26 protein-coding genes are annotated in these 26,218 nt (G+C 36.1%); 21 read left to right on the forward strand and 5 right to left on the reverse strand.

Translation table 11 applies throughout. From position 1 onward, the window contains the following. Positions 1–67 precede the first annotated feature (67 nt). On the forward strand, positions 68–811 hold the full coding sequence (truA, locus tag JOD14_RS03535; protein WP_204653316.1) for a tRNA pseudouridine(38-40) synthase TruA: 744 nt from the start codon (positions 68–70) through the stop codon (positions 809–811). Positions 812–839: 28 nt separating this feature from the next. On the opposite strand, the gene JOD14_RS03540 is transcribed toward truA, so the two are convergent. Next, positions 840–3,443, reverse strand: coding sequence for a YfhO family protein (locus JOD14_RS03540; protein WP_204653317.1), 2,604 nt, complete (start codon positions 3,441–3,443; stop codon positions 840–842). 168 nt (positions 3,444–3,611) lie between these two features. Here JOD14_RS03540 and JOD14_RS13330 point away from each other — a divergent pair, with 168 nt between their 5' ends. Further along, entirely contained in the window at positions 3,612–3,737 is a 126-nt protein-coding gene (locus JOD14_RS13330) for a hypothetical protein (RefSeq protein WP_275581271.1), read from the forward strand. A gap of 135 nt (positions 3,738–3,872) precedes the next feature. Here JOD14_RS13330 and JOD14_RS03545 read toward each other — a convergent pair whose 3' ends face one another. Next, complete coding sequence (locus JOD14_RS03545) at positions 3,873–4,724, reverse strand: Rgg/GadR/MutR family transcriptional regulator (protein WP_204653318.1); 852 nt, start codon at positions 4,722–4,724, stop codon at positions 3,873–3,875. A gap of 115 nt (positions 4,725–4,839) precedes the next feature. On the opposite strand from JOD14_RS03545, the gene JOD14_RS03550 reads away from it, so the two are divergent. From JOD14_RS03550 to JOD14_RS03565, 4 genes are read left to right on the forward strand one after another with little or no spacing between them, the layout of a single operon-like run. Continuing rightward, entirely contained in the window at positions 4,840–5,649 is an 810-nt protein-coding gene (locus tag JOD14_RS03550; protein ID WP_204653319.1) for a hypothetical protein, read from the forward strand. Further along, positions 5,636–6,379, forward strand: coding sequence for a hypothetical protein (locus JOD14_RS03555; protein ID WP_204653320.1), 744 nt, complete (start codon positions 5,636–5,638; stop codon positions 6,377–6,379). The genes JOD14_RS03550 and JOD14_RS03555 overlap by 14 nt, the downstream gene beginning before the upstream one ends. 10 nt (positions 6,380–6,389) lie before the next feature. Continuing rightward, the gene (locus JOD14_RS03560; RefSeq protein WP_204653321.1) at positions 6,390–7,034 is read left to right on the forward strand and encodes an ABC transporter ATP-binding protein; all 645 of its coding nucleotides are present in this window, start codon (positions 6,390–6,392) and stop codon (positions 7,032–7,034) included. Then, complete coding sequence (locus JOD14_RS03565; RefSeq protein WP_204653322.1) at positions 7,016–7,549, forward strand: hypothetical protein; 534 nt, start codon at positions 7,016–7,018, stop codon at positions 7,547–7,549. Before JOD14_RS03560 ends, JOD14_RS03565 begins: the two co-directional genes overlap by 19 nt. Before the next feature lie 125 nt (positions 7,550–7,674). Here the strand turns inward: JOD14_RS03565 and rpmB are convergent, their stop codons facing one another. After that, the gene (rpmB, locus tag JOD14_RS03570; RefSeq protein ID WP_204653323.1) at positions 7,675–7,863 is read right to left on the reverse strand and encodes a 50S ribosomal protein L28; all 189 of its coding nucleotides are present in this window, start codon (positions 7,861–7,863) and stop codon (positions 7,675–7,677) included. A gap of 268 nt (positions 7,864–8,131) precedes the next feature. On the opposite strand from rpmB, the gene JOD14_RS03575 reads away from it, so the two are divergent. The 9 genes from JOD14_RS03575 to ftsY all read left to right on the forward strand — a co-directional run bounded on the left by JOD14_RS03575 (position 8,132) and on the right by ftsY (position 20,918). Then, positions 8,132–8,494, forward strand: a complete 363-nt coding sequence (locus JOD14_RS03575) for an Asp23/Gls24 family envelope stress response protein (protein ID WP_204653324.1) — start codon at positions 8,132–8,134, stop codon at positions 8,492–8,494. A 44-nt stretch (positions 8,495–8,538) separates the two neighbouring features. Further along, positions 8,539–10,203: a DAK2 domain-containing protein gene (locus JOD14_RS03580; protein ID WP_204653325.1), complete on the forward strand. Its 1,665-nt coding sequence runs from the start codon at positions 8,539–8,541 to the stop codon at positions 10,201–10,203. A 654-nt stretch (positions 10,204–10,857) separates the two neighbouring features. Then, entirely contained in the window at positions 10,858–12,900 is a 2,043-nt protein-coding gene (gene recG, locus JOD14_RS03585) for an ATP-dependent DNA helicase RecG (RefSeq protein ID WP_204653326.1), read from the forward strand. Positions 12,901–12,951: 51 nt separating this feature from the next. Beyond that, positions 12,952–13,953 (forward strand): phosphate acyltransferase PlsX, encoded by a 1,002-nt coding sequence (gene plsX / locus JOD14_RS03590; RefSeq protein ID WP_204653327.1) that lies wholly within the window; start codon positions 12,952–12,954, stop codon positions 13,951–13,953. 132 nt (positions 13,954–14,085) lie between these two features. Continuing rightward, the gene (acpP, locus tag JOD14_RS03595) at positions 14,086–14,328 is read left to right on the forward strand and encodes an acyl carrier protein (protein ID WP_204653328.1); all 243 of its coding nucleotides are present in this window, start codon (positions 14,086–14,088) and stop codon (positions 14,326–14,328) included. A gap of 186 nt (positions 14,329–14,514) precedes the next feature. Next, on the forward strand, positions 14,515–15,207 hold the full coding sequence (gene rnc, locus JOD14_RS03600; protein WP_204653329.1) for a ribonuclease III: 693 nt from the start codon (positions 14,515–14,517) through the stop codon (positions 15,205–15,207). 13 nt (positions 15,208–15,220) lie between these two features. Then, positions 15,221–18,793, forward strand: coding sequence for a chromosome segregation protein SMC (smc, locus tag JOD14_RS03605; protein WP_204653330.1), 3,573 nt, complete (start codon positions 15,221–15,223; stop codon positions 18,791–18,793). Between the two features lie 13 nt (positions 18,794–18,806). Further along, entirely contained in the window at positions 18,807–19,616 is an 810-nt protein-coding gene (locus JOD14_RS03610; RefSeq protein WP_204653331.1) for a Cof-type HAD-IIB family hydrolase, read from the forward strand. Between the two features lie 15 nt (positions 19,617–19,631). After that, the gene (gene ftsY / locus JOD14_RS03615; protein ID WP_204653332.1) at positions 19,632–20,918 is read left to right on the forward strand and encodes a signal recognition particle-docking protein FtsY; all 1,287 of its coding nucleotides are present in this window, start codon (positions 19,632–19,634) and stop codon (positions 20,916–20,918) included. Between the two features lie 53 nt (positions 20,919–20,971). Here the strand turns inward: ftsY and JOD14_RS03620 are convergent, their stop codons facing one another. Further along, positions 20,972–21,823, reverse strand: coding sequence for a helix-turn-helix domain-containing protein (locus JOD14_RS03620; RefSeq protein WP_204653333.1), 852 nt, complete (start codon positions 21,821–21,823; stop codon positions 20,972–20,974). A gap of 415 nt (positions 21,824–22,238) precedes the next feature. Here JOD14_RS03620 and JOD14_RS03625 point away from each other — a divergent pair, with 415 nt between their 5' ends. The 6 genes from JOD14_RS03625 (at position 22,239) to JOD14_RS03645 (ending at position 25,670) form a co-directional block, all read left to right on the forward strand. Beyond that, entirely contained in the window at positions 22,239–22,460 is a 222-nt protein-coding gene (locus JOD14_RS03625) for a hypothetical protein (RefSeq protein WP_204653334.1), read from the forward strand. 341 nt (positions 22,461–22,801) lie between these two features. Further along, entirely contained in the window at positions 22,802–23,440 is a 639-nt protein-coding gene (locus tag JOD14_RS03630; RefSeq protein WP_204653335.1) for a hypothetical protein, read from the forward strand. Between the two features lie 4 nt (positions 23,441–23,444). Beyond that, positions 23,445–23,567 (forward strand): hypothetical protein, encoded by a 123-nt coding sequence (locus tag JOD14_RS13335; RefSeq protein WP_275581272.1) that lies wholly within the window; start codon positions 23,445–23,447, stop codon positions 23,565–23,567. Between the two features lie 257 nt (positions 23,568–23,824). After that, positions 23,825–24,526, forward strand: coding sequence for an ATP-binding cassette domain-containing protein (locus tag JOD14_RS03635; protein ID WP_204653336.1), 702 nt, complete (start codon positions 23,825–23,827; stop codon positions 24,524–24,526). Continuing rightward, positions 24,523–24,810 carry a hypothetical protein gene (locus tag JOD14_RS03640; RefSeq protein ID WP_204653337.1) on the forward strand — a complete coding sequence of 96 codons (288 nt, stop codon included), beginning with the start codon at positions 24,523–24,525 and terminating at the stop codon, positions 24,808–24,810. The genes JOD14_RS03635 and JOD14_RS03640 overlap by 4 nt, the downstream gene beginning before the upstream one ends. Positions 24,811–25,190: 380 nt before the next feature. Continuing rightward, positions 25,191–25,670 (forward strand): hypothetical protein, encoded by a 480-nt coding sequence (locus tag JOD14_RS03645; RefSeq protein WP_204653338.1) that lies wholly within the window; start codon positions 25,191–25,193, stop codon positions 25,668–25,670. 191 nt (positions 25,671–25,861) lie between these two features. On the opposite strand, the gene JOD14_RS03650 is transcribed toward JOD14_RS03645, so the two are convergent. Beyond that, positions 25,862–26,188: a hypothetical protein gene (locus JOD14_RS03650; RefSeq protein WP_204653339.1), complete on the reverse strand. Its 327-nt coding sequence runs from the start codon at positions 26,186–26,188 to the stop codon at positions 25,862–25,864. Positions 26,189–26,218: the final 30 nt, after the last annotated feature.

A 26,218-nucleotide genomic window follows, 5' to 3' on the forward strand; every position in this document is an offset into this window, starting at 1 on the left:
GAAAAAGCGAGCCGCCAAGACTCGCTTTTTTACTCGTCGAAAGACCCGATTTGAAAGGAAAGAAAAAATGGTTCGATATAAAGCAATTATTTCTTATGATGGAACAAACTTTTGTGGCTTTCAACGCCAATTAAAAGGCCGGACAGTTCAAGGAGAATTAGAAAAAACATTAAGTAAAATGGCGAATCAACCGATTGAAATTCATGGCTCTGGTCGAACCGATGCGGGAGTACATGCGATTGGTCAAGTGATTCACTTTGATTTTCCTTATGAACGCCCGCTTGAAAAAATGCGTTTTGGCCTAGATACTCAAACACCTGACGATATCGCTTGCCGTCAAGTTGAAATGGTCGCGGATGATTTTCACGCCCGTTATTTAGCCAAGGGAAAGACGTATGAGTTTCGTGTAGATATTGGTAAACCTCGTAGCCCGTTTCGCCGGTATTATGCAAGTTATTATCCTTACCCCGTCGATGTTCATAAAATGCAACAAGCCTTACCAGATTTGTTAGGCACGCATGATTTTACTTCATTTTGCGCTTCTGGTAGTTCCGTTGAAGACAAAACACGTACAATTGAAGTTGCTAATTTAACCGTTAGCCCTGATGGTGAAGAATTAGTCTTCACTTTTAGTGGGGATGGCTTTTTATATAAGATGATTCGAATTATGGTCGGCACTTTGTTAAAAATCGGGAATGGTCGTTTACCGGTCGATGCGATTCCAGCGATTATTGCCGGAAAAGATCGGAACTTAGCTGGACCAACCGCCCATCCAGAAGGACTATATTTAAAAGAAGTTCGCTATGAATAAGATAACCAAAAAACAACCACTTTTGCCTTTACGCAGAAGTGGTTGTTTTTTTCGTCGTCATTTTTTGCCAGAAAAGAAAAAGTCCAATACAAAGGAAGAATAAAGCAAGTCCAATCCCAAATCCTTGTGGCATAAAGGTCAAGGAAATCTCGTTGTCACCCGCAGCTAGCGGAAGACTGACAAAGGCGCCTTGAAACGCTTCAATCGGTACTGTTTTACCATTCACTTTGGCTTGCCAACCTTTATCATAGGGAATCGTCGTAATCAGTTGTTGTTCCTTTGCCAGACTAACATGGCCTTTAGCCGAACGTTTCCCTACTGTTAAATGGACGCCTTGTTGCTTTAATTGATCGACGGCTTGTTGATAAGCTTGCGTATTTAATGTTAAAACTTGCGGGTTTTGGAAGCTAACTTCTTTCGTACCATAAAAGCTAGCAGTAAATTCAAAAGTTGTTTCTTCGGAGTAATAGCCTAAATTATAGTATTGCCCGTTAATGTTAATTTGGGTTTTGCGCTGTTCACCATTTGCAGTAATGGTGACCGTTGAGCTTTCTAATTGATTAAAATTACTTGGATACAGACTTAAGTAAGCTTGGCTGTTAGCTGGAACGGTTACTTCCCAAGTCACATCCTTGGCGATATTTGGTTCAATTTCGCTTAATTTTGTTTGATTGCCCGTATTTGTTAGCGTCACGTTGCTTGAACGAATCACTGAAATTGGTTGAAAAGCAAAGTATTGTTCGTGAAGCCCAGTTAGGCCATTCATCAAGTTAGTTTGATTGCCTAAGTTATCATTTTCAAAAGTTTGAATCGCTAAAACATCCGTGTCTGCTAAAAAGGCGAGTGGTAAAGCATCTTGATTTTCATAAAGTTGGTAGTCGCCGGACTGCCCAATTTTTTGATAACCATATTTTTGAACATCTTGCTTGGAAATGTTGTAACGAATGCCAGTAAAGGCGTCCATGAGTAACGTATTATTTGGGTAACGAATATTTAAATTGGTTCCTCTTGAGCGAAAACCGAGTTTGTTTAAATAGCTCGATGAATTTCGGTTGCGAATAGAAGAAAACAAACTCACGCCACTATACCCGTAATTCAACCCATCATTAGCCGAAACCGGGTCAAGATTTTCTAAACGGAAAAAATCTTCCGATTGCTGATTGGCTTGTTTGACGAGTTTTTTGATATCTTTTGCCGGAGCGGTGTAAAGACTGCGCGATGCATAGTTCCAATCGTTTAAAATCCCTTGGGTCATGCCATAGGTGTTTAAGCCCATTTCAAAAGCGACAAAGATTAAAAGAAACCGACTAAAACGTGCCAAACTAAATAATTTTAATTGATAAAAAGCAAAAAGTAGCAAGTAAACCATTAAAAAGACAATCGTTAAAATAAACGAAGGGATGGTTAAATACGTGTAACTTTCTTTTGGGATAAGGCCGTAAGCCAAGCTAAATAAGACAATCCAAGTTAAAGTAATCCCTAAGAAAGTACCTTGATCATCAAATTTAAATTGTTCCCAGCCATAACCAGCGAGCATCACAATTAAAAACGAAAGTAAAAAGGCATAGCGGAATAAAAACATATTCGGTGCATGCATCCCATGCCAAAATAAATTAAGCGGTACAAGGTAAAAACTCGCAATCAGGATTGCAAACAAGCTTAAATTAAGCAGTTTTTCTTTTAAAGGGACCGCTTTAGCCACAAAATAAAGCAAAGCAAAGGTGAGCGGCAACAATCCCACATAAATAAACGGAATCGAACCATATTTAGTCGTATCATAAACGCCAATCATGTTTTTAACAAAAAAATCAAGAAAACTGGTTGCTTCGGTTTTGAGTTTGGTAATTTCACTTAAAGCTTCCCCGTTTGAGCGCAAATCTAAAAACATCGGCAAAATCATGACCATTGACGCGCCACCTGCTAAAAAAGAAGTCCCAAAATAAGTCAAAATACGGTTTTTGGCACTCGACCAATTGGCAAAAACACGAGTGAAAAAATATAAAAAGGAGAAGACCCCAATCATAAAGCCCATATAATAATTGGACAAAAATAACAGTAGATAGCTGATAAATAACAGTGTAGGTTTTTTCTTTTGGAGTAAACGGTCAATTCCCCAAATGACGAGTGGGAAATAAATTAAAGCGTCTAGCCACATCACGAGTTCAGAATGAGCCGTTGCAAAAGACATGAGCGCGTAACAAACAGCTAAAATAACGTGGTTCCACGGCGCAATTTTAAACGTATGTTTCGCATAAAACCAAAAGGTAAGGCCAGCACTACCAATTTTAAGTAAAGTCAAAAAATAAAGCGCATCAGGCATCCATTGGTTGGGGAAAAAGAGAACCAGTGGGGTGAAAAAGCCACCTAAATAATACGAGATTAACGCCCAATAATTTAAGCCTAAAGAAGCATTCCACGTATAAAAAAGACTTTGTTTTCCTAGTAAAGCATTACGAAAACTCGCATGGAAATTCGAAAATTGGGAAAAAGCATCACTCGCTAAGACACTACGGCTACTCCCTGGATAAATCCCCATCGCCAGATAAACAAGGGCCATCACACCAAAAGGAATGAAGAAACTAGCCAGTAAATAGCGTTTGTTTTCTTTGATAAATTGTTGAATTTTTTGCAAAAAAAGACCTCCTTTAAATCAATCCTTCTCTTTTCACTATTTTACCATAGACAAAAGCAAAGAAAGGAAAAAAATAAAAAAAGGTTGGACAAGCTGAGGTTTTGTTAGTTGTTGATTTTAGCGAAGGCCGGTTAGCCGATATTATTGCTGCAGGAAATGCTAAAAAAGATGCTAGCAGAGTTTAAATTTAGAAAACAAAGCTTAATATCGAATTTTCATAAAGTTGCGAAAGAAACAAGCGAAAGTGCGCAGCCAATGTCTAAAGAAGAATTAGCAGATCAAATTGGCTTATAATCCTGTTCTATCTAGCCAGACAATCAAGTATCTGAAAAATTAAAAAGTTAGAAATTAAAACAAAAAACTTACAACAAAACACTTAGCGTGGTTTGCTGAAAGTTTCTTTTTGTTTTGCAAGAGAAACAAGTTTAGTCAAAGCATAAAATCGTTAATAAGCACACGTAAACGTTCTTCATGCGTGTCGTAACCCATCTGTTTAAAGCAAGCAAGGGCTTGATTTACTTGTTCTAAATCAATCTTCTTTGTTCGAAGATAGTGATGAATTTGTTCATAGAAGGGGCGATGAGACTTTAAATAAAAGTAATGTGGCGTATTTGGCAAAGAATCAATTGTTTGTAAAAAGGGCTGCAATAATGAAGGATTCTTTTTTAGTGTAGCATAATGACAGCCGTTTAAAATAGCGACACTAATCATATTTGAGTATAAATAATCTTCTGCTTGGGTCATGATTTTATCTAAAATTTGTGGCATTTGTCGTTGTAGTAATTCTTCATCAAAGATAAATAATAAATTAATAAAAAAGGTGAATTCAAATTTTCCCCATGTTTCAATTCGAAAAAGATATTCTTGAACAATTTGTGCCTGTTCTTTAAAGAGAATTGAATGAAAATCTGCTTCTTGCCGAGCATTTTCAAGGGAACCTTGTAAATAAAGTAATAAATAAAAAACATCCTTTGACTGGTGGTATTCAATCAAAAGTGACTCTAAAAAATCAGTTGTTAGTGTTCGTTCATAGTGCCGTTCATGGTATAGTTTTGAATATTTTTGTTTTTTGGTCGGTGTACAGCTATTGAGTAAGAATTGGAATTCATTTGGAGTAATATTTAGTCGGTCTAAGTAAGCAAAGAGTATCTCAGATGAAAGTTGTGTGTTCCGGTTTTCAAAAGAAGATAAGGTACTTCTTGAAGATAGCCCTTGAACGAGTGTTTCTTGAGAAATTCTTCTTTCCTTACGTAGCTTTTGAAATAATTCACCTTGTTTCATATTAATAATACACTCCTTTTTCCGACGCATTTTCCGACAGTTTGTGCTATTTGTAATTATAGATGGTATCGTAAAAATTGTAAATGTATGATGTGAGGAGGAGAAAAAGGGAAATATGAAAAAACTAGATTTAAAAGTAACCGGAGTGACATTTAGTATTTTATTGGCGTCATTGATGATATCTTGGTTTTTTTCAAGTTATTTTTTTGAAATCTTAACAATGGATTATCAAGCACCAGATTTAATAAATAGTGATAAAAGAGAAATACAAAAAAGTTTTATAATAAGAATCTTAACTTGGGAAACATTAGTCGATGCTTCGATGTTTTATTTAATTAATTTTTTACCACTAATTGTGGTGTTACCCACTTTAAATTTGTTTAATGTAAAAAGAGTAAACTATCAAATTGGTAAAAACCGATATCTAAATCTTAGTAAAGAAATTAAGAAAAAAGTTCTATATTATTCTTTTTTGTCAGCAGGTACTGCATCACTTGCTTTTAGTGTATTTTATTCTATTGGAGGTCTATTTGTATATCGAAGTATTGAAAACATAGGAGGCTATTCTTTTTTATATCCAAATAACTTTTATATAAATCATCCATATTTGTTTTTCATTAGCATGGTTTGGACAATCTATTTTGCAGCTTTTTTTGTTTTAAGTTTTATTACCTGTGGACTGGTATTATATTATCAAAAGGTTTACCAAGTGTTAGGGATACTTTTTCTTATTTGTTTTGGTGTAAGTAGTTTGAGTAATATCATTGGTCTGCCAATTATAAATATATATAGTGCTTTTACATCCTATAATACTCAATTGAAAACATATGAATCGTTTGTTTCAGTGGTACTGTTTGGAATTATTGGGCAAGTACTATTTTTTATTGGAAAGACAAAGGTGCAGTGCTTTTATGAAGCGAATTAAACAAATGAATATTATAAAATTATTTAGTGTACTTGGCATTTCCCCAATGGTTTTAGCGATAGTTACTTACTTAACAGCGAATGCAAATTTAGTTGAACATAGTCAAATGAATCAGATGATTTTATACAAAGAATATTTAATGAATAAAATTATTTTATTACCTGATTTTAAAAATATAAGTTATTTGGGAGGTAGGCAAGTTTATTTATTGCTACAGCCATATTTTTTTTGGCTACTTTTTTTATTAATAGGAGCATATTCATATTTAAGGCAAGACTTTCGTTATTACCAATGGCTTGCAGTTAGAAGTGAAAACGTAAATAAATTATATTATAGAATGCAAGTGAAGGGGAGTAGAGCAAGTATCTTATTTTCATTTGTCTACCATGCGACGATTATTTTACTCATTCTAAAAGGAAACAATTACCAGTACCAAACGAGCAATTTGGCATTAATACAACAAATGCTCTTTATTTTTATTAGCCATACATTTTTGATGTTAGGTGTTTTAGCTTGTTTATTTAATGTGTATTTAATAAAAGGAGAGTTATTCTTTTTGGTGTCAGTAGTCATCGTTGTTGCTTTTATATTAATGTTAAATTTAACATTTCCCCAAATAGCATTGTTATTCTTGTGGTATGAAAACTATTGGCTTAATAGTCTGTTGGTCGGAATGATTTTATTTGTCATCGCAAAATTATTGAAAAAAAAGCTGAAATTTTATTTGTAGGAGAATGAGAATGGCATTTATAATAATACAAAATTTACAAGTTGAATTAAATAAACAAGTAATTTTAGAAGATATTAATTTAATGATAGAAAAAAACTCCTGTGTGGGCATTATAGGACATAATGGCTCTGGCAAATCGATGTTACTAAAAGCAATTTGTGGCTTTGTTCCAGTAATAACTGGCACAATAATAATTGCAAATAAAAAAGTAGTGAATGGGGAAACATTTATTCAAGATGCGGGTATAATTATTGAACAACCTGAGTGGATACCATCGTTAACAGCTAAAGAAAATTTAGAACTACTTGCCAACATTCAAAAGAAAATTGAAGATAAACAGATTGATTTTATACTAGAAAAAACGGGACTAGGTGATGCAAGTGATAAAAAAGTAAGGCATTTTTCTTTAGGAATGAAACAAAGACTTCGAATTGCGCAAGCGCTAATGGAAGACCCTGAAATATTAATATTAGACGAACCATTTAATGGATTAGATAAAAAAGGAGTACGTGAAATCACTGATTTATTAATCCAGCAAAAAAAAATAGGGAAGACGATTCTACTAACTAGTCATGATGAACGAACAATTGATGAATTGTGTGATCGAGTCATTGAAATTGAAAAGGGGCGAATACTATGCGCTGGAAAGCATTGATTGTATTTTTATTTATTTTAACAGGATGTGGATCATTGACCCCGAAAAATGTACAGTCAGACAAAATGAGTGAGATACAACAACAAGCGCAAGCAGAAGAAAAAGAAGTCTTTGAAAAGCAAGAATACTTTTCGTATAACATTTCAGAACTTGATAGTAAACTTGAAGCAATTCCGTCTATAAAAAAAGTAGGTACCTCGCTTCTTTATGGGCAATACCTTAAAATTAATTATAAAGGGGTGGATAGTTTACCAACCGATTTTATTCCACAAATCTATATAGAAATAACAGGATCATACGAAAATTATAATGAGATTCACGCAAAAGTGGCGCCTTTTCTGATTGAATTATTTAATATTTTGGGAGAACAATATGATAGTCAGCAATTTTTATCAAACTTGAAAGATCCCAAAATACTTCAGATGAATGAATTTTCGTCGTTTTTAGTAGCGATCAGTAACAACAATGCAAAAGAAAATAATATCCAGCTTATCTTAACACCGAAGAAAAAGTAACGAACGCACAAATAAAACAACACTAAAAAATCCCACTATTTTCGTATAAAAATACGTCGATTGTGGGATTTTTGGCAAACAAAAAACCGCTTCTTGACAGAAACGGTTGTCAATGTCGTATAAAATTAAACGCGTTCGATTTTACCTGATTTCAAAGCACGAGTTGACACCCAAACTTTTTTAGGTGTGCCGTCGATCATCACACGAACTTTTTGTAAGTTAGGTTTAACAATACGTTTTGAAGCGTTCATTGCGTGAGAGCGGTTGTTCCCAGATGTAGTTTTACGACCAGTGAAGTAACAAACTTTAGCCATTATTGATTTCCTCCTTTGCCTTGATAGTGGAGCCAATTTTTTAAGCTCATACTAAAATAACTTACCATAAATCCATTTGATTTGCAAGCCCGATCTTCTTTTTGACTTGACTTTTTCCGACGTTCAGGCTAAATTTAACCGTTGTTTGAGAAAAAAAGCAATGAAAAGCAAGAAAACACAAGGACTCCTTCTTTTATTTAACCTAGCGCTATGTTAAAATATTAGAGATAGAAATAAGACCATTTGTCTGTTAAGGAGGCTATTATTCATGGCAGTTAAAATTCAAACATCATCTGGCTTAATTGAAATTTCAAATGAAGTCATTGCAACGGTTGTCGGCGGTGCAGCGACAGACGTGTTCGGCATTGTTGGCATGGCAAGTAAAAACCAAATCAAAGATAATATCAATGAAATTTTACGTAAAGAAAACTATGCTCGCGGTGTTGTCGTTCGTCAAGAAGAAAATGAAATCTCAGTTGATGTCTATACGATCGTGAGTTATGGAACAAAAATTTCAGAAGTTTCTCGCAACGTACAAGAAAAAGTCAAGTATAATTTAGAGTCAATGTTAGGTGTGGCCGCAAACTCAGTGAATATTTTTGTTCAAGGCGTGCGAGTATTGCCAGACTAAGGGAAGGCTGCAAAAAGCAGTGGATTTTTAAGGAGGATTTATAAGTGGAAGTCACAAATATTCGTGCAGGTCAGTTCCAAGAAATGGTTCAAGCCGGCGCCAATCGTTTACAAGAACATGCAGAGTTTGTTAACTCGTTAAATGTCTTTCCGGTTCCAGATGGAGATACCGGAACGAATATGAATTTATCAATGATTAGTGGAGCCAAGGCGGTCAGTGATTCAACGAGTGAAAAAGTGGGCGAATTAGCCAATCATTTATCAAAAGGATTGTTAATGGGCGCACGGGGGAATTCTGGGGTGATTTTATCGCAGCTATTCCGAGGATTTGCCAAACAAATTCCTACGGTGGAAACACTGAATGCCAAAGATTTAGCAGCCGCTTTTACGCATGGCGTGGAGACGGCGTATAAAGCAGTCATGAAACCAGTTGAAGGAACGATTTTAACCGTTGCTCGAGTTGGCGCAGAGTATGGCGAGAAAAAAGCCGCCGAAAGCGATGATTGTGTGGCCGTTATGACGGCGGTTGTAAAAGGTGCCAAAAGAGCGTTAGATAAAACACCAGACATGTTACCTGTTTTAAAAGAAGTGGGTGTGGTGGATAGTGGTGGTCAAGGTCTTTTATTTATTTATGAAGGATTTTTGAGTGTTTTAAATGGTGAATACGTACCAGAAGATCACTTTGAAACACCGGCTGCGATGGATGAAATGATCAATGCCGAACACCACCGTAGCGTTCAAGGTCAACTTGCAACCGAAGACATTACTTTTGGTTACTGTACCGAAATCATGGTCAAAATTGGTGAAGGTCCAACGGTTGATAGTGAATTTGACTATGACACTTTCCGTAATTACTTAAACGAGTTAGGTGATTCTTTACTTGTTGTAAATGACGATGAAATCATTAAAGTGCACGTGCATACGGAACATCCTGGTGAAGTAATGAATTACGGCCAAAAATTTGGTTCGTTAGTGAAAGTCAAAGTGGACAATATGCGTTTGCAACATGAAACGATTTTAGAACACGACGCGGCACCGGTTAAAAAACCACGTGTTCCTTATGGCATTATTGCGATTGCAGCAGGTAGTGGTGTGCAAGAGTTATTTAAGAGTCTAGGCGCAAATTATGTGATTAGTGGTGGACAAACCATGAACCCAAGTACCGAAGATATCTTAAAAGCGATTGAAGAAGTCAATGCTGAGCAAGTAATTTTATTGCCAAACAATAAAAACATCTTTATGGCAGCTGACCAAGCCGCCGAAGTTGCTGAAATTCCGGTCGTTGTTGTTCCAAGTAAGACGATTTCTCAAGGGATGACGGCGATGCTCGCCTTTAACGCGCAATTTGATTTAAAAGAAAATCAAACAGCGATGATTGAAATGTTAGCTAGCGTGGTTAGTGGTTCCATTACGCACGCCATTCGTGATACGACGATTGACGGCCTTGCGATTGCTGAAGGTGACTTTTTAGGCATGATTGATGGAAAAATCGTTGTGTCAAAGAAAGACGTATTGGAAGTTGCACTTGAAACACTCGAACAAATGATTGATGAAGACACCGAAATTGTGACGATTATCATTGGTGAAGAAGGTTCACAAGCAGAAGCAGAGAAGATGGAAGAGGCGTTACTGGCGCTGAACGACGAATTAGAAATTGAAATTCATATGGGCGACCAACCCGTTTATCCATACTTATTTGCAGCAGAATAAGCATCAAAAAACTTGGACAAACCAACTTGTTTGCCCAAGTTTTTTTGAGTAGGCCAATCGATTGGTGGAATCTACATGTACCTCGTTAAATAAATACTTTTATAAGTTTCTATCATGCATAGAATAAAAAAATAATAGATATTTTGACTCATCAGATAACGAAATCGCGCTATTTGTTAATTGATACTCGTCACTCATTGTTTTTTTAAATAAATTGTTTCATATTCTTTTGTTAAAAAAATGTTTTTATGCATCTATTGCTAGGTCCATCCAGACTAGTGAACCGAAGAGATATTAGAGCCGTTCGACCAAAGGGAGTTACGGATATATTACTAGGTTCACGTAGCTCATTGGCGCCGGAGCCGTGTCAAAAGATTCGATGTGAATTACGGAGCCTTGATGCTTTAGCAGCTAGGATTCCGTTTGAAGCTCGAAAGCTGAGAGACTACGGGAAAAATGAACAAGGTTTCGCTGATGCTCAACTTTGTCCCGCATCCGTAACTCACTAGCGTTCGAACGGCTACGTCATCCCGGCCCCAAAAGCCAATGAATTCTCGTAGGTGAGCGGCGTTGACAAAATAAATTGAACTTTTATATAGTGATTTTTTAACAGGATGTATATAGTGATTTTTGTTGAATTTTATAATAGAAAGGATGAACCAAGTGGATTTAAAAGACTCAATTCGCCAATTAAGCGGCGTCGGGGATAAAAGAGCGGAAAATTTAGCGACTTTAGGCATTGAAACGCTCGAAGATTTGCTTAGTTATTATCCATTTCGCTATGAAGACATTCAAGAACGACAATTAAATGAAATTTTGGATCAAGAAAAGGTGACGTTAAAAGGAACGGTTGTTTCACCAGCTGTTTTAAGTCGCTTTGGTTATAAAAAGTCACGACTACAATTTCGAATGATGCAAGGTCATGACGTTTTTGGGGTTTCTTTTTTTAATCAACCGTATTTAAAGGACAAGGTCAATGTGTCTGAGGAAATTGCAGTGTACGGTAAGTGGGATGCCAAACGCAAGAGTTTGACTGGTATGAAAATATTAGGCGCGCAACAAGAAGAGGAATTTGCGCCGATTTATCACGTCAATAAAGTGGTTCGACAAACGACTTTAATTCAACTCATTAAACAAGGATTTGAACAATATTATACCGTGATCGAAGAAAATTTGCCGCTTTCTTTGCTTGAAAAATACCGCTTGCTTTCACGACAAGAAGCGATGTACGCGATGCATTTTCCCAAAAATGCCAAAGAACACCACCAGGCCAAGCGACGAGTGATTTTTGAGGAGTTTTTTCTTTTCCAAATGGCGTTGCAAGGTTTAAGGCAAAAAGAACGCGCAGAAGTAAATGGTTTAGCCGTTCATTATGATGTCCAAGCGTTAAAAGCTTTTACGAAAAGTTTGCCCTTTGAATTAACTCAGGCGCAAAAAAGAGTCACCAATGAAATTTGCCGTGACTTAAAGAGTCCAAACCACATGCACCGGTTATTGCAAGGAGACGTCGGTAGTGGGAAAACGGTTGTTGCGGCCATTGCTCTTTATGCGACGGTTACGGCGGGCTTTCAAGGCGCTTTAATGGTGCCAACTGAAATTTTAGCCCAGCAACATATGGAAAGTTTTGTCGAGTTATTCGCGCAAACACCGGTGAAAGTGGCGTTATTAACCGGTTCAACGAAAACCAAGGAACGCCGCGAAATTTTGGCCCAATTAGCTTCGGGGGAACTTGATGTGTTAGTCGGTACGCATGCGCTCATCCAAGAAGACGTTAATTTTAAGCGACTTGGTTTGGTGATTACCGACGAGCAACATCGTTTTGGCGTGAATCAGCGGAAAATATTACGGGAAAAAGGCTTAAAACCAGACGTATTATTTATGACGGCGACCCCAATTCCACGGACGCTAGCGATTACGGCTTATGGCGAGATGGATGTGTCGATTATTGATGAATTGCCAGCCGGTCGAATTCCAGTTGAAACACGTTGGATACGCCCACAACAACTCGAACAAGTCTTAACGAGTTGCCAAAAAGAATTAGCTAAAGGGCATCAAATGTATGTGATTTGTCCTTTAATTGAAGAATCAGAAATGCTTGATGTTCAAAATGCGGTGGCTGTTTTTGAAGAACTGCAAGCTTTTTATGCACCGAAATATCAAGTCAGCTTACTTCATGGAAAAATGAAGAACCAAGAAAAAGAAGCCATTATGGAAACTTTTAAACAAAATCAAAGTCAAATTTTAGTTTCGACCACCGTGATTGAAGTAGGTGTGAACGTTCCAAATGCGACGATGATGCTCATTATTGATGCCGATCGATTTGGTTTAGCTCAACTGCATCAATTACGCGGGCGAGTGGGGCGTGGGGCGGCGGCTTCGACTTGTATTTTAGTAGCGAATCCTAAAAATGAAGTCGGGAAAAAACGGATGCAAATTATGACGGAAACGACCAATGGCTTTGTCGTCAGTGAAAAAGATTTGGAACTTCGCGGCCCAGGAGAAGTTTTTGGAAGTCGTCAATCGGGACTACCAGAATTTGCGACCGCAGACCTTGTCGCAGATGGGCACATCTTAGAAGTCGCCAAAACAGAAGCAGAAAGTATTTGGCAAAAGAAAAATTGGGAAATACTACCTGATTACACGGCTTTAGTCGCTTACTTACAAGTGCAACAAGCGCAAAAAGCATTTTTTGATTAAGTAAAATATGGTATACTATGAAAGCAAAAAAGAAAGGAAGTGCCCAGTACCATGAAAATTGCGGTTGATGCAATGGGAGGCGACCACGCTCCTCAAGCAATTGTTGAAGGCGTCATGCTTGCTAGAAAAGAGTTTCCTGAAATGCAATTCCAACTTTATGGAGACGAAACGCAAATAAAAGCGTATTTAACCGATGAAACAAACATTCAAATTATTCATACGGATGAAAAAATTAATAGTGACGATGAACCTGTTAAAGCGATTCGTCGTAAAAAACAAGCTTCAATGGTTTTAGCTGCCCAAGCGGTAAAAAATGGGGAAGCCGATGCGATTTTTTCGGCAGGAAACACTGGTGCTTTACTAGCAGCAGGCCTGTTTATTGTTGGACGAATTAAAGGGATCGAACGTCCCGGATTACTTTCGACCATGCCGGTCATGGGACAAACAACCGGTTTTGACATGTTAGACTTAGGGGCAAACGCAGACAACAAAGCCGAGCATTTAGTTCAGTATGCGATTTTAGGGTCATTTTATGCGAACAATGTGCGTGGCATTACAAAGCCACGTGTTGGACTATTAAACAATGGGACAGAAGAAACCAAAGGCAGTGAGTTAACGAAAAAAACGTTTGAACTTTTATCAAGTGAACCAAACATTCACTTTATTGGTAACGTTGAAGCGCGTGATTTGTTAAATGGCGCAGCCGACGTGGTAGTAACAGACGGTTTTACAGGGAATGCGGTATTAAAATCAATCGAAGGAACGGCATTAAATATCGTTAGTTTATTAAAACAGTCGATTCTTGACTCGGGTTTAAAAGGTAAACTCGGTGCTTTATTACTAAAAGATGCCTTAAAAGGTTTAAAAAATGAAATGGATTATGCCAAATATGGTGGCGCCGTTTTATTTGGCTTAAAAGCGCCAGTCGTGAAAACGCATGGCTCGACTGGGCCAGAAGCAGTCGCAACAACGATTCGGCAAATTCATGCGATGTTAGAAACAAAAGTTGTGGAAAAACTAGTCACACAATTTGAGCAAAAAACATCCGAATAGTCTATTTGTTTTGACGTGGAATCGTCATGAATGTTACAAAAATGAAAAAAAGCTAGACAAAAATGAAATATATCGCTAAAATTGGAATAGCTTATTTTAAGATCTTGTCAAAAACCGTGGAGGTGAGTACAATTGACGCGTGAAGAAATATTTGCAAAAGTAGCGACAGTAATCGCAAATCATTTTGAAATAGATGCGGATAAAGTTACCGATACAATGAGAATTAAAGAAGATTTAAATGCTGATTCCATTAGTGTAATGGAATTCGTCTTAGAGTTAGAAGAAGAATTTTCGACGGAGATTTCAGATGAAGATGCTGAAAATATCCAAACCGTTGGTGGAGCAGTTGATTTTATCGTTAGTCATTTTGCATAGTGAAAAAGAATGGATGAAGCAGAATCATTCATTCTTTTTTTTTTTTTTGCTAAAAGTGGTGGCGAAGTAAAAATGCTATTAAAAGGAAACTAAAGATAATCTAAGTTTTTGCGAGTGGTTATTTCATAATTGTCGAAAAACCGATATAATAGAAGGGTCTGAATATATAACAAAGGAATGGATAAAATGGATCATGTATTACTAAAAGAATTAAAAGAAAAATTTAATCTCGTTTTTCATGACGTAGACTTGTTGGAACAAGCTTTTACCCATTCATCTTATGTGAATGAGCATCGTTACTTGCAACTTTCGGATAATGAGCGTTTAGAGTTTTTAGGCGATGCCGTATTAGAACTCGCCGTTTCCAAATTCTTATACCGAAAATATCCGCAAGTTCCTGAAGGGAAATTAACAAAATTGCGAGCAGCGATTGTTTGCGAAGAAAGTTTAGCAAAATTTGCCAAAGAATGCCGCTTTGATCAGTCGATTCGATTAGGAAAAGGGGAAGAACATTCGGGTGGAAGAAATCGACCAGCCCTACTCTGTGATTTGTTTGAAGCATTTTTAGGAGCTTTGTATCTAGATCAAGGGTTTGAAGCGGTTGAAACTTTTTTAGAAAAAGTAGTTTTTCCAAAAATTTTAGCAGGTGCTTTTTCACATGAGATGGATCATAAAACACGTTTACAAGAAGTGTTACAACGATCAGGGGATGTCTTGATTGACTATCGTCTAATCAAAGAAGAAGGCCCCGCCCATGAACGCCAATTTTGGACGCAGGTCTATTTTAATGGTGAGAAAATCGGCGAAGGCCAAGGAAAATCGAAAAAATTAGCTGAACAAGCGGCTGCGGCCAATGCTTTAAATCAGTTGTTAGATTAAGAGAGGATTTAATGTGTACTTAAAACGAATTGAAATAGCAGGCTTTAAGTCTTTTGCCAATCGAACGGCCATTGATTTTGAAAAAAGTGTGACCGCCATTGTTGGCCCTAATGGCAGTGGTAAAAGTAATATTACAGAAGCAATTCGTTGGGTGCTTGGCGAACAAAGTGCAAAAAGTTTACGTGGTGGCAAAATGCCAGATATTATTTTTGCTGGTTCAGAAGCACGTAAAGCACTCAATATTGCAGAAGTAACGATTGTGTTAGACAATCAAGATCATTATTTACCGTTGGATTTTGAAGAAGTCAGCGTGACGAGACGTGTTTCTCGTTCAGGTGATAGTGAGTACTTTTTAAATAAACAAGCATGTCGTTTAAAAGACATTCAAGAGTTGTTTATGGATTCAGGTTTAGGCAAAGAGTCTTTCTCGATTATTTCGCAAGGGAAGGTTGAGGCGATTTTTAGTAGTAAACCAGAAGATCGTCGTGGAATTTTTGAAGAAGCGGCCGGGGTCTTAAAATATAAACAACGAAAAAAACAAGCAGAACAAAAGATTTTTGAAACGCAAGACAACTTGAATCGTGTGCAAGATATTATTTACGAGTTAGAGGAACAACTGGCCCCGTTAAAAATTCAAAGCGAAGAAGCCAAACAATTTTTAGCGTTACAAGAGACATTTACTAAAAAAGACGTCGCGTATGTGATGACCGAGATTACTCAAACCAAAGCCGTCTTTGATGATGTTTCACAAAAATTAACGCAAAAAAAACGCCAACTTGAACAACGTAGCCAGCAAATGAAAGTTGAAGAAGCAAAAGTCGAAAAGCTGCGCCAAGAACGCAATCAACAAGATGAAACTTTAGAAAAATTAAACGCGCGGCAACTAGAAGTCGTGGAAGAATTAAAACAAACGCAAGGACAGCAAGCCGTTTTGGAAGAAAGAGCGAAACACGCCCAAAAAAGCACCTCACAATACCAAGACAACTTACTGGAAATCGCGGAGAAATTAACCAACCTTACACACGACAAACAAGAAAAAATGGCGCTTTTGTCACAAAAAAATGGTGAAATTCAAAAAATTGAAAAAGACTTACGTGAGCAAGAAGTAAGTTTACAGAAATATCAAAAAAATGCCAAAGAGTTAATTGAAGAGTTACGCAGCCAATACGTTGATTTCATGCAACAACAAGCGAATTTAGGCAATGACCTTAAATATTTGGAACGGCAATACCAACAAGAAACGGCGCAAAACCAACACTTATTAGCAAAACAAGCCAATTTAGAAGCGGAACAAGCAAAGAAAGAAGCACAGTTGGCAGAAATAACGACCGCTTTAACTGAAAAGCAAGCAACACTAACCCAACAACGAACACAATACCAACAAGAGCAAGCGCGTTTTAAAGAACATCAAAGCCAGTTTGAACAAAATCAAAGAAAAATGTATCAGTTAATGAAAGAATTGCAGCAAGTAAAAGCGCGTAAAAAAAGCTTGCAAGAAATTCAAGAGAACTATACCGGTTTTTACCAAGGGACACGAACGATTTTACAAAATCGGTCGGAACTAACTGGGATTGTTGGTGCTGTAGCGGAGTTAGTGCAAGTACCAGCGGCTTATACGCTTGCTATCGAAACGGCTTTTGGAGCAGCAGCGCAACATTTAATAGTTGAAACGGAAAAAGATGCACGTGCCGGAATTCAATTTTTAAAACAACGACAAGGGGGCCGGGGGACGTTTTTACCGTTAACGACAATCCATGCCCGTCAAATACCGGCCTCAATTATCCAGCAAGCCCAACAAGTCACCGGTTTTATTGGAGTGGCTAATGAACTCGTTCAATTTGATGAAAAAATCCAAGGAGTCATTGGCAACTTGTTAGGCAATACGTTAATCACAGAAGATTTAGAAAGTGGCAACCTACTGGCGCGCAAATTGCAATACCGTTACCGTATCGTATCTTTAGAAGGCGACGTCATGCATGCTGGTGGTTCAATGACCGGTGGGGCAACCAAAAAAGGCAATCAAGGGAACTTATTTAGTCAAAGCCACGAGTTGCATGAGCTTACCCAAAGTGCTCAAAAATTAGATCAACGCTTACTGGTGATTGAAAAACAAGTGCAACATTTCGAACAAGCGATGAAAGAAAGTCAACAATTGCTAGAAGAAATGCGAGAAACAGGCGAAAGTCAAAAAGCCCTTGAACAAGAATTACGCTTAAAACAAGCGCACTTAAGCGAAGAAGTGACGCGCTTTACCAAAGAATTACGAATTTTGCAGTATGAAAATCAAGATTTACAAGAATTTTTAGCAACATACGACGAAAAGAAAACAGAAACGCTTGAACAACAACAAGCTGTAAATGAAAAGTTAAATGCGATTAATCAGGAAATCAAAAGTCTAACGACACAAGAAGATAGCCTGGCACAAAGACGGGAAATTTTAAGTGAACAAGTCGCAACCGGTAAAGCGCAACTGGCGGTTTCAAAAGAGCAAGCGTTACATTTGCGTGAACAAATCACAAATTTAAATGCAACGATTAATGAAACACAAGAACGCCAACAAGTGATTGAGCAACATTTAGCGATGTTATCAAGTGACGCTTCTGACCAAGGGTTTTCCGAAGAAGAATTAAAAGAAAAAATTGCCCAACTTGAAAAAGAAAAACAAACGTTACTCGTCACGCTCCAAGCAACTCGTGAAGCCCGATCCTTGATCCAAGCAAATATTCGTCAAAAAGACCAATGGTTAAGTAAGGAAAACGAGAGCCAACAAAGCTTACTAAGTGAGTTGACGCGTTTAGAAGTGGACTATAGTCGCGCCAATGACTTATTAGATCAACGTTTACAATATTTGCAAGAAACGTATCAGTTGACTTACGAAGGCGCTTGTCAAAAATATGCACCGATTACCGAACTCGCGCAAGTAAAAGAACAGCTGCAAGCTTTGCGTCGTCAAATGAGTGCGTTAGAGCCGGTGAATTTACAGGCGATTGAACAATTTGACGTTGTGAAAGAACGCTACGATTTCTTATCTAGCCAACAAGACGATTTATTAGCAGCCAAAGAGCAACTGTTTGAAACGATGTCTGAAATGGATGAAGAAGTCAAAATACGATTTAAAGAAGTTTTTGATGGCATTTGTCAACAGTTTAAAATCGTCTTCCCGAATATGTTTGGCGGTGGACGAGCTGAGCTGATTTTGACGAACCCAGATGATTTATTAAATACAGGGATTGAGATTGAAGCACAACCGCCGGGTAAAAAATTACAAAACTTAAGCTTACTGTCTGGTGGCGAGCGCGCACTGACGGCAATTGCGTTACTTTTTTCAATTATTAAAGTACGTCCAGTGCCATTTTGTGTACTTGATGAGGTGGAAGCCGCATTAGATGAAGCTAATGTTTTACGTTTTGGTCATTATTTACGCACTTTCCAAACCGATACTCAATTTATTGTCGTTACACACCGCAAAGGGACGATGGAAGCAGCCAATGTCTTATATGGCGTGGCGATGGAAGAATCTGGCGTATCAAAAATTGTCTCAGTTCGTTTAGAGCAAGTTGCTCAAGATGGCAAAATAACTGTTTAATAAGGAGAAAAAAATGATAAAATTGGTCGCAATTGATTTAGATGGCACTCTTTTAAATGATCAAAAAAAAATTAGCCAACGTAACCAAGTCGCAATCGAACAAGCCAAAGCACAAGGAATAAAAGTGGTCATTTGTACGGGGCGTCCGCTTGAAGCGATTCATCCGTTTTTAGCCCAATTAAACTTAGAAGAGCCCGGTGATTATAGCATTACTTTCAACGGTGGTTTTGTACAAAAAAATGATACCGGGGAAGTTTTAGAGAAAAAAGTTTTAACAAGTGAGCAAGTAAAAGAGTTGATTACACTTGCGCAAACACTTGATATGCCACTCGATTTATTATCAGGTGGCAAAGTCTATACATTAGAAACTTCAACAAACCATCTTTCTTTGTATCCAGAAATTAACCCGTTATTAACACATATTCCAACGCCACTAGCTGATTTAGATTGGCAAAGACCGTATAATAAAGCCGTCATTGGTTATGAACAACAACTCCTTGATCAAAAAATTACAGAAATTCCAAGGCATTTTAAAGAACAATATGAAGTGATCAAGAGTCGGGCCGTTTTACTTGAATTTATGCCAAAAGGGGTGACCAAAGCGTATGGTTTAGCTTTACTCGCCAAAGATTTAGGGTTAACAGCTGCTGAAATTATGACGATTGGTGATGAGGAAAATGATTTGCCAATGATTGAATACGCGGGGATCGGTGTTGCGATGGCGAATGCGGTTGATCAAGTCAAAGCCGTAGCAAATGTGGTTACCGCTTCAAACGAAGAAGATGGTGTGGCGCAAGTGATTGAAAAATATTTATTGAAATAAAGGGGGCGTTTGTTCGTGGGATTATTCGATAAAATAAAAAAAGCATTTATCAAAGAAAAAGAAGAGCAATCGGTTGTTGAAGAACAATCGATAGTAGCAGAACAAGAAACAGTAGCAGAACAAGCCGACGCAGCGACTCTAGTCACAGAAGTAACACCAAGTGCTGAAGACAAAGCAATGGATGAAGAACTCTCGATAACAGAAGAAGTCAGCGTAATTTTAGAAGAAAACAAATTAGACGAAACAAAGAAAATGATTGAAACACCAACAGAGCCTGAAGAAGTTGAAGTAGTAACAGAAATTGAGGCGACACCACCGATTGTTGAAGAAATTAAAGTTCCAATTGTGGAACCAAATCCTCAAAGTACTCAAAACAAATACGATAAAGGGTTAGAAAAAACGCGTAAAACCTTTAAAGAACGCATGAATGAATTGTTCGCTAATTTTCGCGCAGTCGATGAAGATTTTTTTGAAGAAGTCGAAGAAACTTTAATTGGTGCCGACGTTGGTTTTGAAACGTCGATGAAAATTGCAGAAGATTTACGCCAAGAAGTCAAATTAAAAAATCTAAAAAAACCCGCGGCTGTTCAAAATGCCATTATTGAAAAAATGGTTGACCTGTATGAAGCACAAGGAATCAATGAAAACCACACCTTAAATATCCAGCCCAACCAATTAACAGTGATGTTATTTGTAGGGGTGAATGGCGTTGGGAAAACAACCAGCATTGGGAAATTGGCGAACCAATATCGTTTAGCTGGTAAAAAAGTTTTACTTGCCGCAGCCGATACCTTCCGTGCGGGTGCGATTGATCAATTGGTTGTTTGGGGTGAGCGTGCCCAAGTCGAGGTCGTTCGCGGCAAAGCGGGGGGCGATCCGGCGGCGGTGGTCTTTGACGCGTTAGAAAAAGCCAAAGAACAACAAGCCGACATTTTATTAGTAGATACAGCCGGTCGTTTGCAAAACAAAGTCAACTTAATGAACGAATTAGATAAGATTAAACGCGTGATTCAGCGTGAAGTACCTGACGCACCGCATGAAGTATTGTTAGTTGTTGATGCAACAACCGGACAAAACGCGATGATTCAAGCCAAGCAATTCAAAGAAACCACCGACGTTACTGGTCTAGTGTTAACCAAACTAGATGGGACGGCTAAAGGTGGGATTGTTATTGCGATTCGTAATGAATTGCATTTGCCAGTTAAGCTAGTTGGCTTAGGCGAAGGGATTAACGATCTAGAAGTCTTCAATCCAAATGATTTTGTGATGGGACTATTTAAGGGATTGTTAGAAGAGGAATAGGAATACTTAAAGAAAACGAGCAGAATTTTGCTCGTTTTCTTTTTGGCGTTTATTTAAATATTATTCTTTGCTTCAACTAGTTCTTGGATTCCTCTAAAATTTTCTACCAAATTAGAATAGCCTAAAGAGTGAAGCCAACTTAAAGTTACTTCAGCATCAAAAATCGTGTGATTATTTTGAGCATTTTGAAGGCCGGTAAAGAATTTCCAAAAAATGCGACCTAAAATAAAGTCAGTATGTTCGGAGCTAGCATGCAATATCTCTAAGTATTTAGTCGTTAATTTAGGTTTTTCGTGTTCAAAGGATAGAATAATAGAATTTACTAGAAAATGAATTTTTAGGTGTTTTATTTTAATTGAATTTGAAAATTTATTGATTTGAGCAATGACTTGATCAAATTGATAAATAGTTTGATCATAATCAAATAAATACAAACTATTTGTGTACATTGTTAACTCAAAAAATCCCCAATTATCAACATTATCTAAATGTTTTTTGATGATTTTAAATTCATTAGCCAAATTAATTTCTTTATTGTAAACCTTACTTAAAATAATTCGACCTTGGCAATACAAGTGAAGATAATAAAGATCATTTGTTTGGTTATATTCTTGATATAGACTTTGTAAATAAGTTTCTCCATGCTGAATATTTAGGACTTTATTTGAAAAGTTTTCAGATAGCACTTCTTTTTTTGAGCGCTCGTTATTACTTTTATAAGAAGCGTACTCTTCAAAAGTAATATTCATTCGTTCAAGTATATTAATAAGTAGGTATGCCTGGATATTACCATTATTGTTCTCAAACCGAGCCAAAGTACTACGGCTACATAGTCCAGCAGCTAGTTCCTTTTGGGTAATATTTCTTTCAATTCGAAGTTTTTTAATCAAATTGCCATCATTCATAAAAAACGCTCCTTTAGGTTTCAATTATGCACAAAATAATTTTTTTCCTTCTAATTTGATAGACTATTGTTAAGTTAAAAAAATTAGAAAGGATGATCTATTTATATGATTGATTTATTAATACTTTTAGTGACTTGGTTATCTATTGAACCTTTACGGTAATGCAAAAAGGATACGGTAGTGAAAAAAATTAAGAAAGAAGGGATGAAATCTAAATATTATTGAAAATAATCGTTATGCTAAAGTTTCACATAAGCTGTTAATTGATAAAATAAATATTTAATATCAATAGCTTCACTAGTGGTGCAAAGATTATTTCGCACTAAAAACCTCATCTATCACTATCTAAACCCAAAAAAGTCCTTTATACTGAATCAAGGATGACTTATCCAAGACCAATAAAAAGGACCCACACATGGATAAGTATAACAAAAAAACAACCTTTGAGAAATGGGTCTCTGCGATAAATTTTAACGAATTATCAGAAGAAGCCCAAATAACCATTAAAAATTTTGATTATTATCACAAGAAACTTGATTTTGAAACAACGCGCAAGTTTCTTTTGTATGCGGTTTATGAAGAATTACCGAGTTATCGTGAAATTAGGCGCGCGTTCATGGACAAACGATTGAGCTAAGAAATAGGCATCGAATCTCTATCTCATCGTTCTTTGTCTCGTAAGGGAGGTGCAATTCAAATCGAAGTCTTGATGAAAATCTTTGGCGTACTGGTACAAAAAAATCCACAAAAACGGCCAAGTTCAAAAACCTCTAGCCTTCAATTTGTTGACTCAATGACCATATTCTTAAATAAAACATGGTTTCCTTGGGTGAAATTTCGTAAACAAAAGCAGGAATTAAGCTACATTTAAACCTCTGTTACTTGGATAAAGACAATTAATATCCAAAAACTACCTCAAGCAACATAAAACCAGTTGAAGTTAGTTGCTTGATACCATGGGATTAGTGTGCATTTTTTATGTTTCAAGTTTTAGTAAAGGAGTATAAATCAGATATGATTATGAGCATAGATGAATTAATAGAGTTTATAACAGAATCAGATTCAAAAGAATACGCGATTATTGGTAATGGAGGTGGTGGGAAATCTTTTTTAGCTAATAAATTATTAATGAATTTTAAGTACAGTAACGAACAGTTGTTAAATACTGATGATTATCTTTTGGATTCAAAAATTAGAAAATCAAGTCTATTTAGTAATAAAACTGCCTATGATAAAGATTCGTATTTTATTCCAGCTTTAGAACGAGATTTGAAGATGGCTATAATGGGAAAAAAATTTATGAAACTACCTAACTATAAAAATGAAATGTTTTTATATCAACCAAAAGATATTAAGATTTTTGAAGGGATTGCTTTACCTTTTACAGAGTCATTTTTTAAAATCGAAAAAAAAATATTTATATATACTGAAAAAGAATTGGAATTGAAAATGAGATTAAAAAGAGATAATGGAATCAGAGGGGTACCTAAAGAAAAAATATTAGCTGATTTTTCTAAAAGACGTTTTCAGTATGAAAGTAACTATTATAAATGGATGGATGATTGTGATATTATCATAAAAAATATGGAAAACAAATTTGATGTATTAAAGGAGTGAAAAAATGTTAGAACAGGTAAGAGTAGAAATTAAAAATTCTACTGAGTTAAATAATTTAGACAATATGTTTAGTGTTTATGGTATAGGAAGTATTGCAAAGAAAAAAACATTGGAAATATTGACTTGAATGTTTTTTGTATAACTGCGATTTTGTGTCAATAATGCCGCTTGAAAAACTAAAAAATTATTTGATTGATAAATTAAATAAAGATATTGATTTTAATGTAATTGATATGTCTATGGTCAACTATTGACATTGATCCAGAACAGCCACATCATCATCACCCTATAAACCAATAAATTATCGTAAGTGAGTGGAACTTATAAATTAAATAACAATTAACTAATAAAACCTATGCAAATAAAAGAATTAAGGAGAGTTTGATGAAATTAATTGTAGAAAATTTACAGGTCGAGTTTAAGCATCAAAAAATTTTAGTTGATTGTTCTTTCAAAATACAACCTGGGGAAGTCATTGGCTTGGTTGCTCCGAATGGTAGTGGGAAAACAACTCTCCTAAAAACGTTAGTAGGGTTACAAGTACCTCAATCAGGGACAATTATCCTGGGGGATTCGAATAATTTAAAAAATAGGGAGTCGTATTTAAAGAACTTCTTTTTTATTGAAACAAATCAAAATTTATATGAATATTTGACGGTAGAAGAACATTTATTAATGGTTAAACAAAAATGGCAGTCGAAAATTACGCTAGAAGAAGCGACTCGTTTTTTTGAGATTGAACCATTTTTAAAGAAAAAAGTAAAACAACTTTCTTTAGGGATGAAACAACAATTAATTTTAACGATGTATGCAATAAGCGATGCGCCATTTTGGCTAATGGAAGAACCGTTAAATGGATTAGATCCGACAAATGCTTATCTTTTTAATCAACAAATGATAAAAGCACAATTAGAAAATCGTTCCATTTTGATGTCGTCGCATAATTTAGCGAACCTTTCTGAAATCTGTACGCGGGTATTATTTTTATCTGAAGGGCAAATAATAGAAGAAGTATCAAAGAAAGAAAAAGCAGATTTAGATAAAATTTATCAGACATTATTTTTAAACGGGAGAAAATATTTATGAAAATAGAATTTATTAAAATCTATCGCTCAAAAGTATTATTTGTCTTGCCATTTTGTTTCATTGCTATTTTGCTGTTTACTTATTACCCCTATTCAAAGCTAGCAATGGTAAACCAAAAGGATCTTTTAATTCAGTCAAAAGATGCCGTTGGAAAAAAGGCTGCACTCGTTGCTGATATGAAAGAAAAAGGGTTTCCGCAAGAAGTTTACAGTGAGATTGAGCAACAAGAAAAACACTTTCGTCAAAGAGCGGAAGGGATTGCAGAAAACAACTTAATAAAGTAGTTAACAGCTGAGATTGAGATCGAAAGGATTGATTTAGGTTTATTACAAAAAGGCAATCTCTCAGGTATTGAGCCTGAAGAAATTAAATTAAAAATAGTGGAAAAAAACTTTTTTATTACTCATCCCAATATAGAGTATGTGGGAGAATCTCTTCAGTACCAAAAACTTCCGACCACTTATTTTATTCCGCGATTATTTGAATTTATCCCCATAACTACCTTATTATTATTGATTGTTTTATTGTTATCGTTTCATCTAACGGCTGAATATCGAGAAAAAACAATTTATTTCCTTAATTCTTTTCCTTATAAGCGAGAGTATCTTTTATTGGATAAAACTAGTACAACATTTGTTTGGGTATTCTTTTCTTGGTTACTTGCATGTTTATCATTAGTAGTATTACGACCATTCAATATGGATTTGGTACGTTAAAGTATCGCTTTTTCTTTCTTGATCTTGAAAAACAAGTACAATCAATTTCAAGTGGTGAGTATTTAGTAAAGTTATTAATCAGCTTGCTAGTGCTGTCTTTCTTCCTAGTAACAGCCATTTATCTTTTTAGTTTAGTAACGAAAAATACGATAGGGACACTTGTCATGGGGATTTGTTTGGTCTTGCCCGGATTGATGCCAGAAGTTTTAAAACTTTTACCAAATAAAATATTGAATTACTTGCCTTTTGGCTATTTTAATTTACCAGAATTAATTTTTGCAAGAAGTGGAATTAGTGGTTGGCTACCGACTTGGAGGCAAGGAGTTTTCTATTTGAGTTTAATTAGCGTATTCTTTTTTTTATTGGCATTGCTAAAAATTAAACGTGAAAATAAAAAAATGATGGGTATTATTGATTTGTCTAATTGAACGATTTTTGAAATTGATGGTTTTGTGTACTATTGTAACAAATGAAAGCGTGGCTTAAACGGTAACCAACAGCGAGAGTATGCTAATCAAAATGAAAAACTTCAAGTTAGTTAGCGCTAGTGTATCCGTTTTAAACTATAAAAATGGCGTTCGAAAAATAGAGAGTAAAACCGACGATCAAGAAGAAAACGTCATTCTTGATCGTCGGTTTTTATCATTTTTGTGGGTAAACTGGAAACAAGATAGGTTTTTGAGAGTGCTTCATAAAAGTAGATTTTTTGGCCACCGATAAAGGAAAAAACAATCAAAGCAAATCGAATCGAGAAATAACGCATACCGATCACTGGTTGAACCTGACTATATTTTTTTCCTTTATAAGAAAAGACGAGGACGAGTAAGGCAAAGACAAGCATTGTTTGCCCAATAAGTCCAATCGTGAAGCGCGAAGTCGTTAAATCTTGTTTTTGAAAAAAGTATAAAATAAGTGCAAGTAAATCGAAAAGAAACGCGAATAACATTTTAGAAGCACCCCTTTCATTTTTTATTTA

Origin of the sequence: Enterococcus lemanii (assembly GCF_016909125.1) — a bacterium.
Taxonomy (GTDB): domain Bacteria; phylum Bacillota; class Bacilli; order Lactobacillales; family Enterococcaceae; genus Enterococcus_I; species Enterococcus_I lemanii.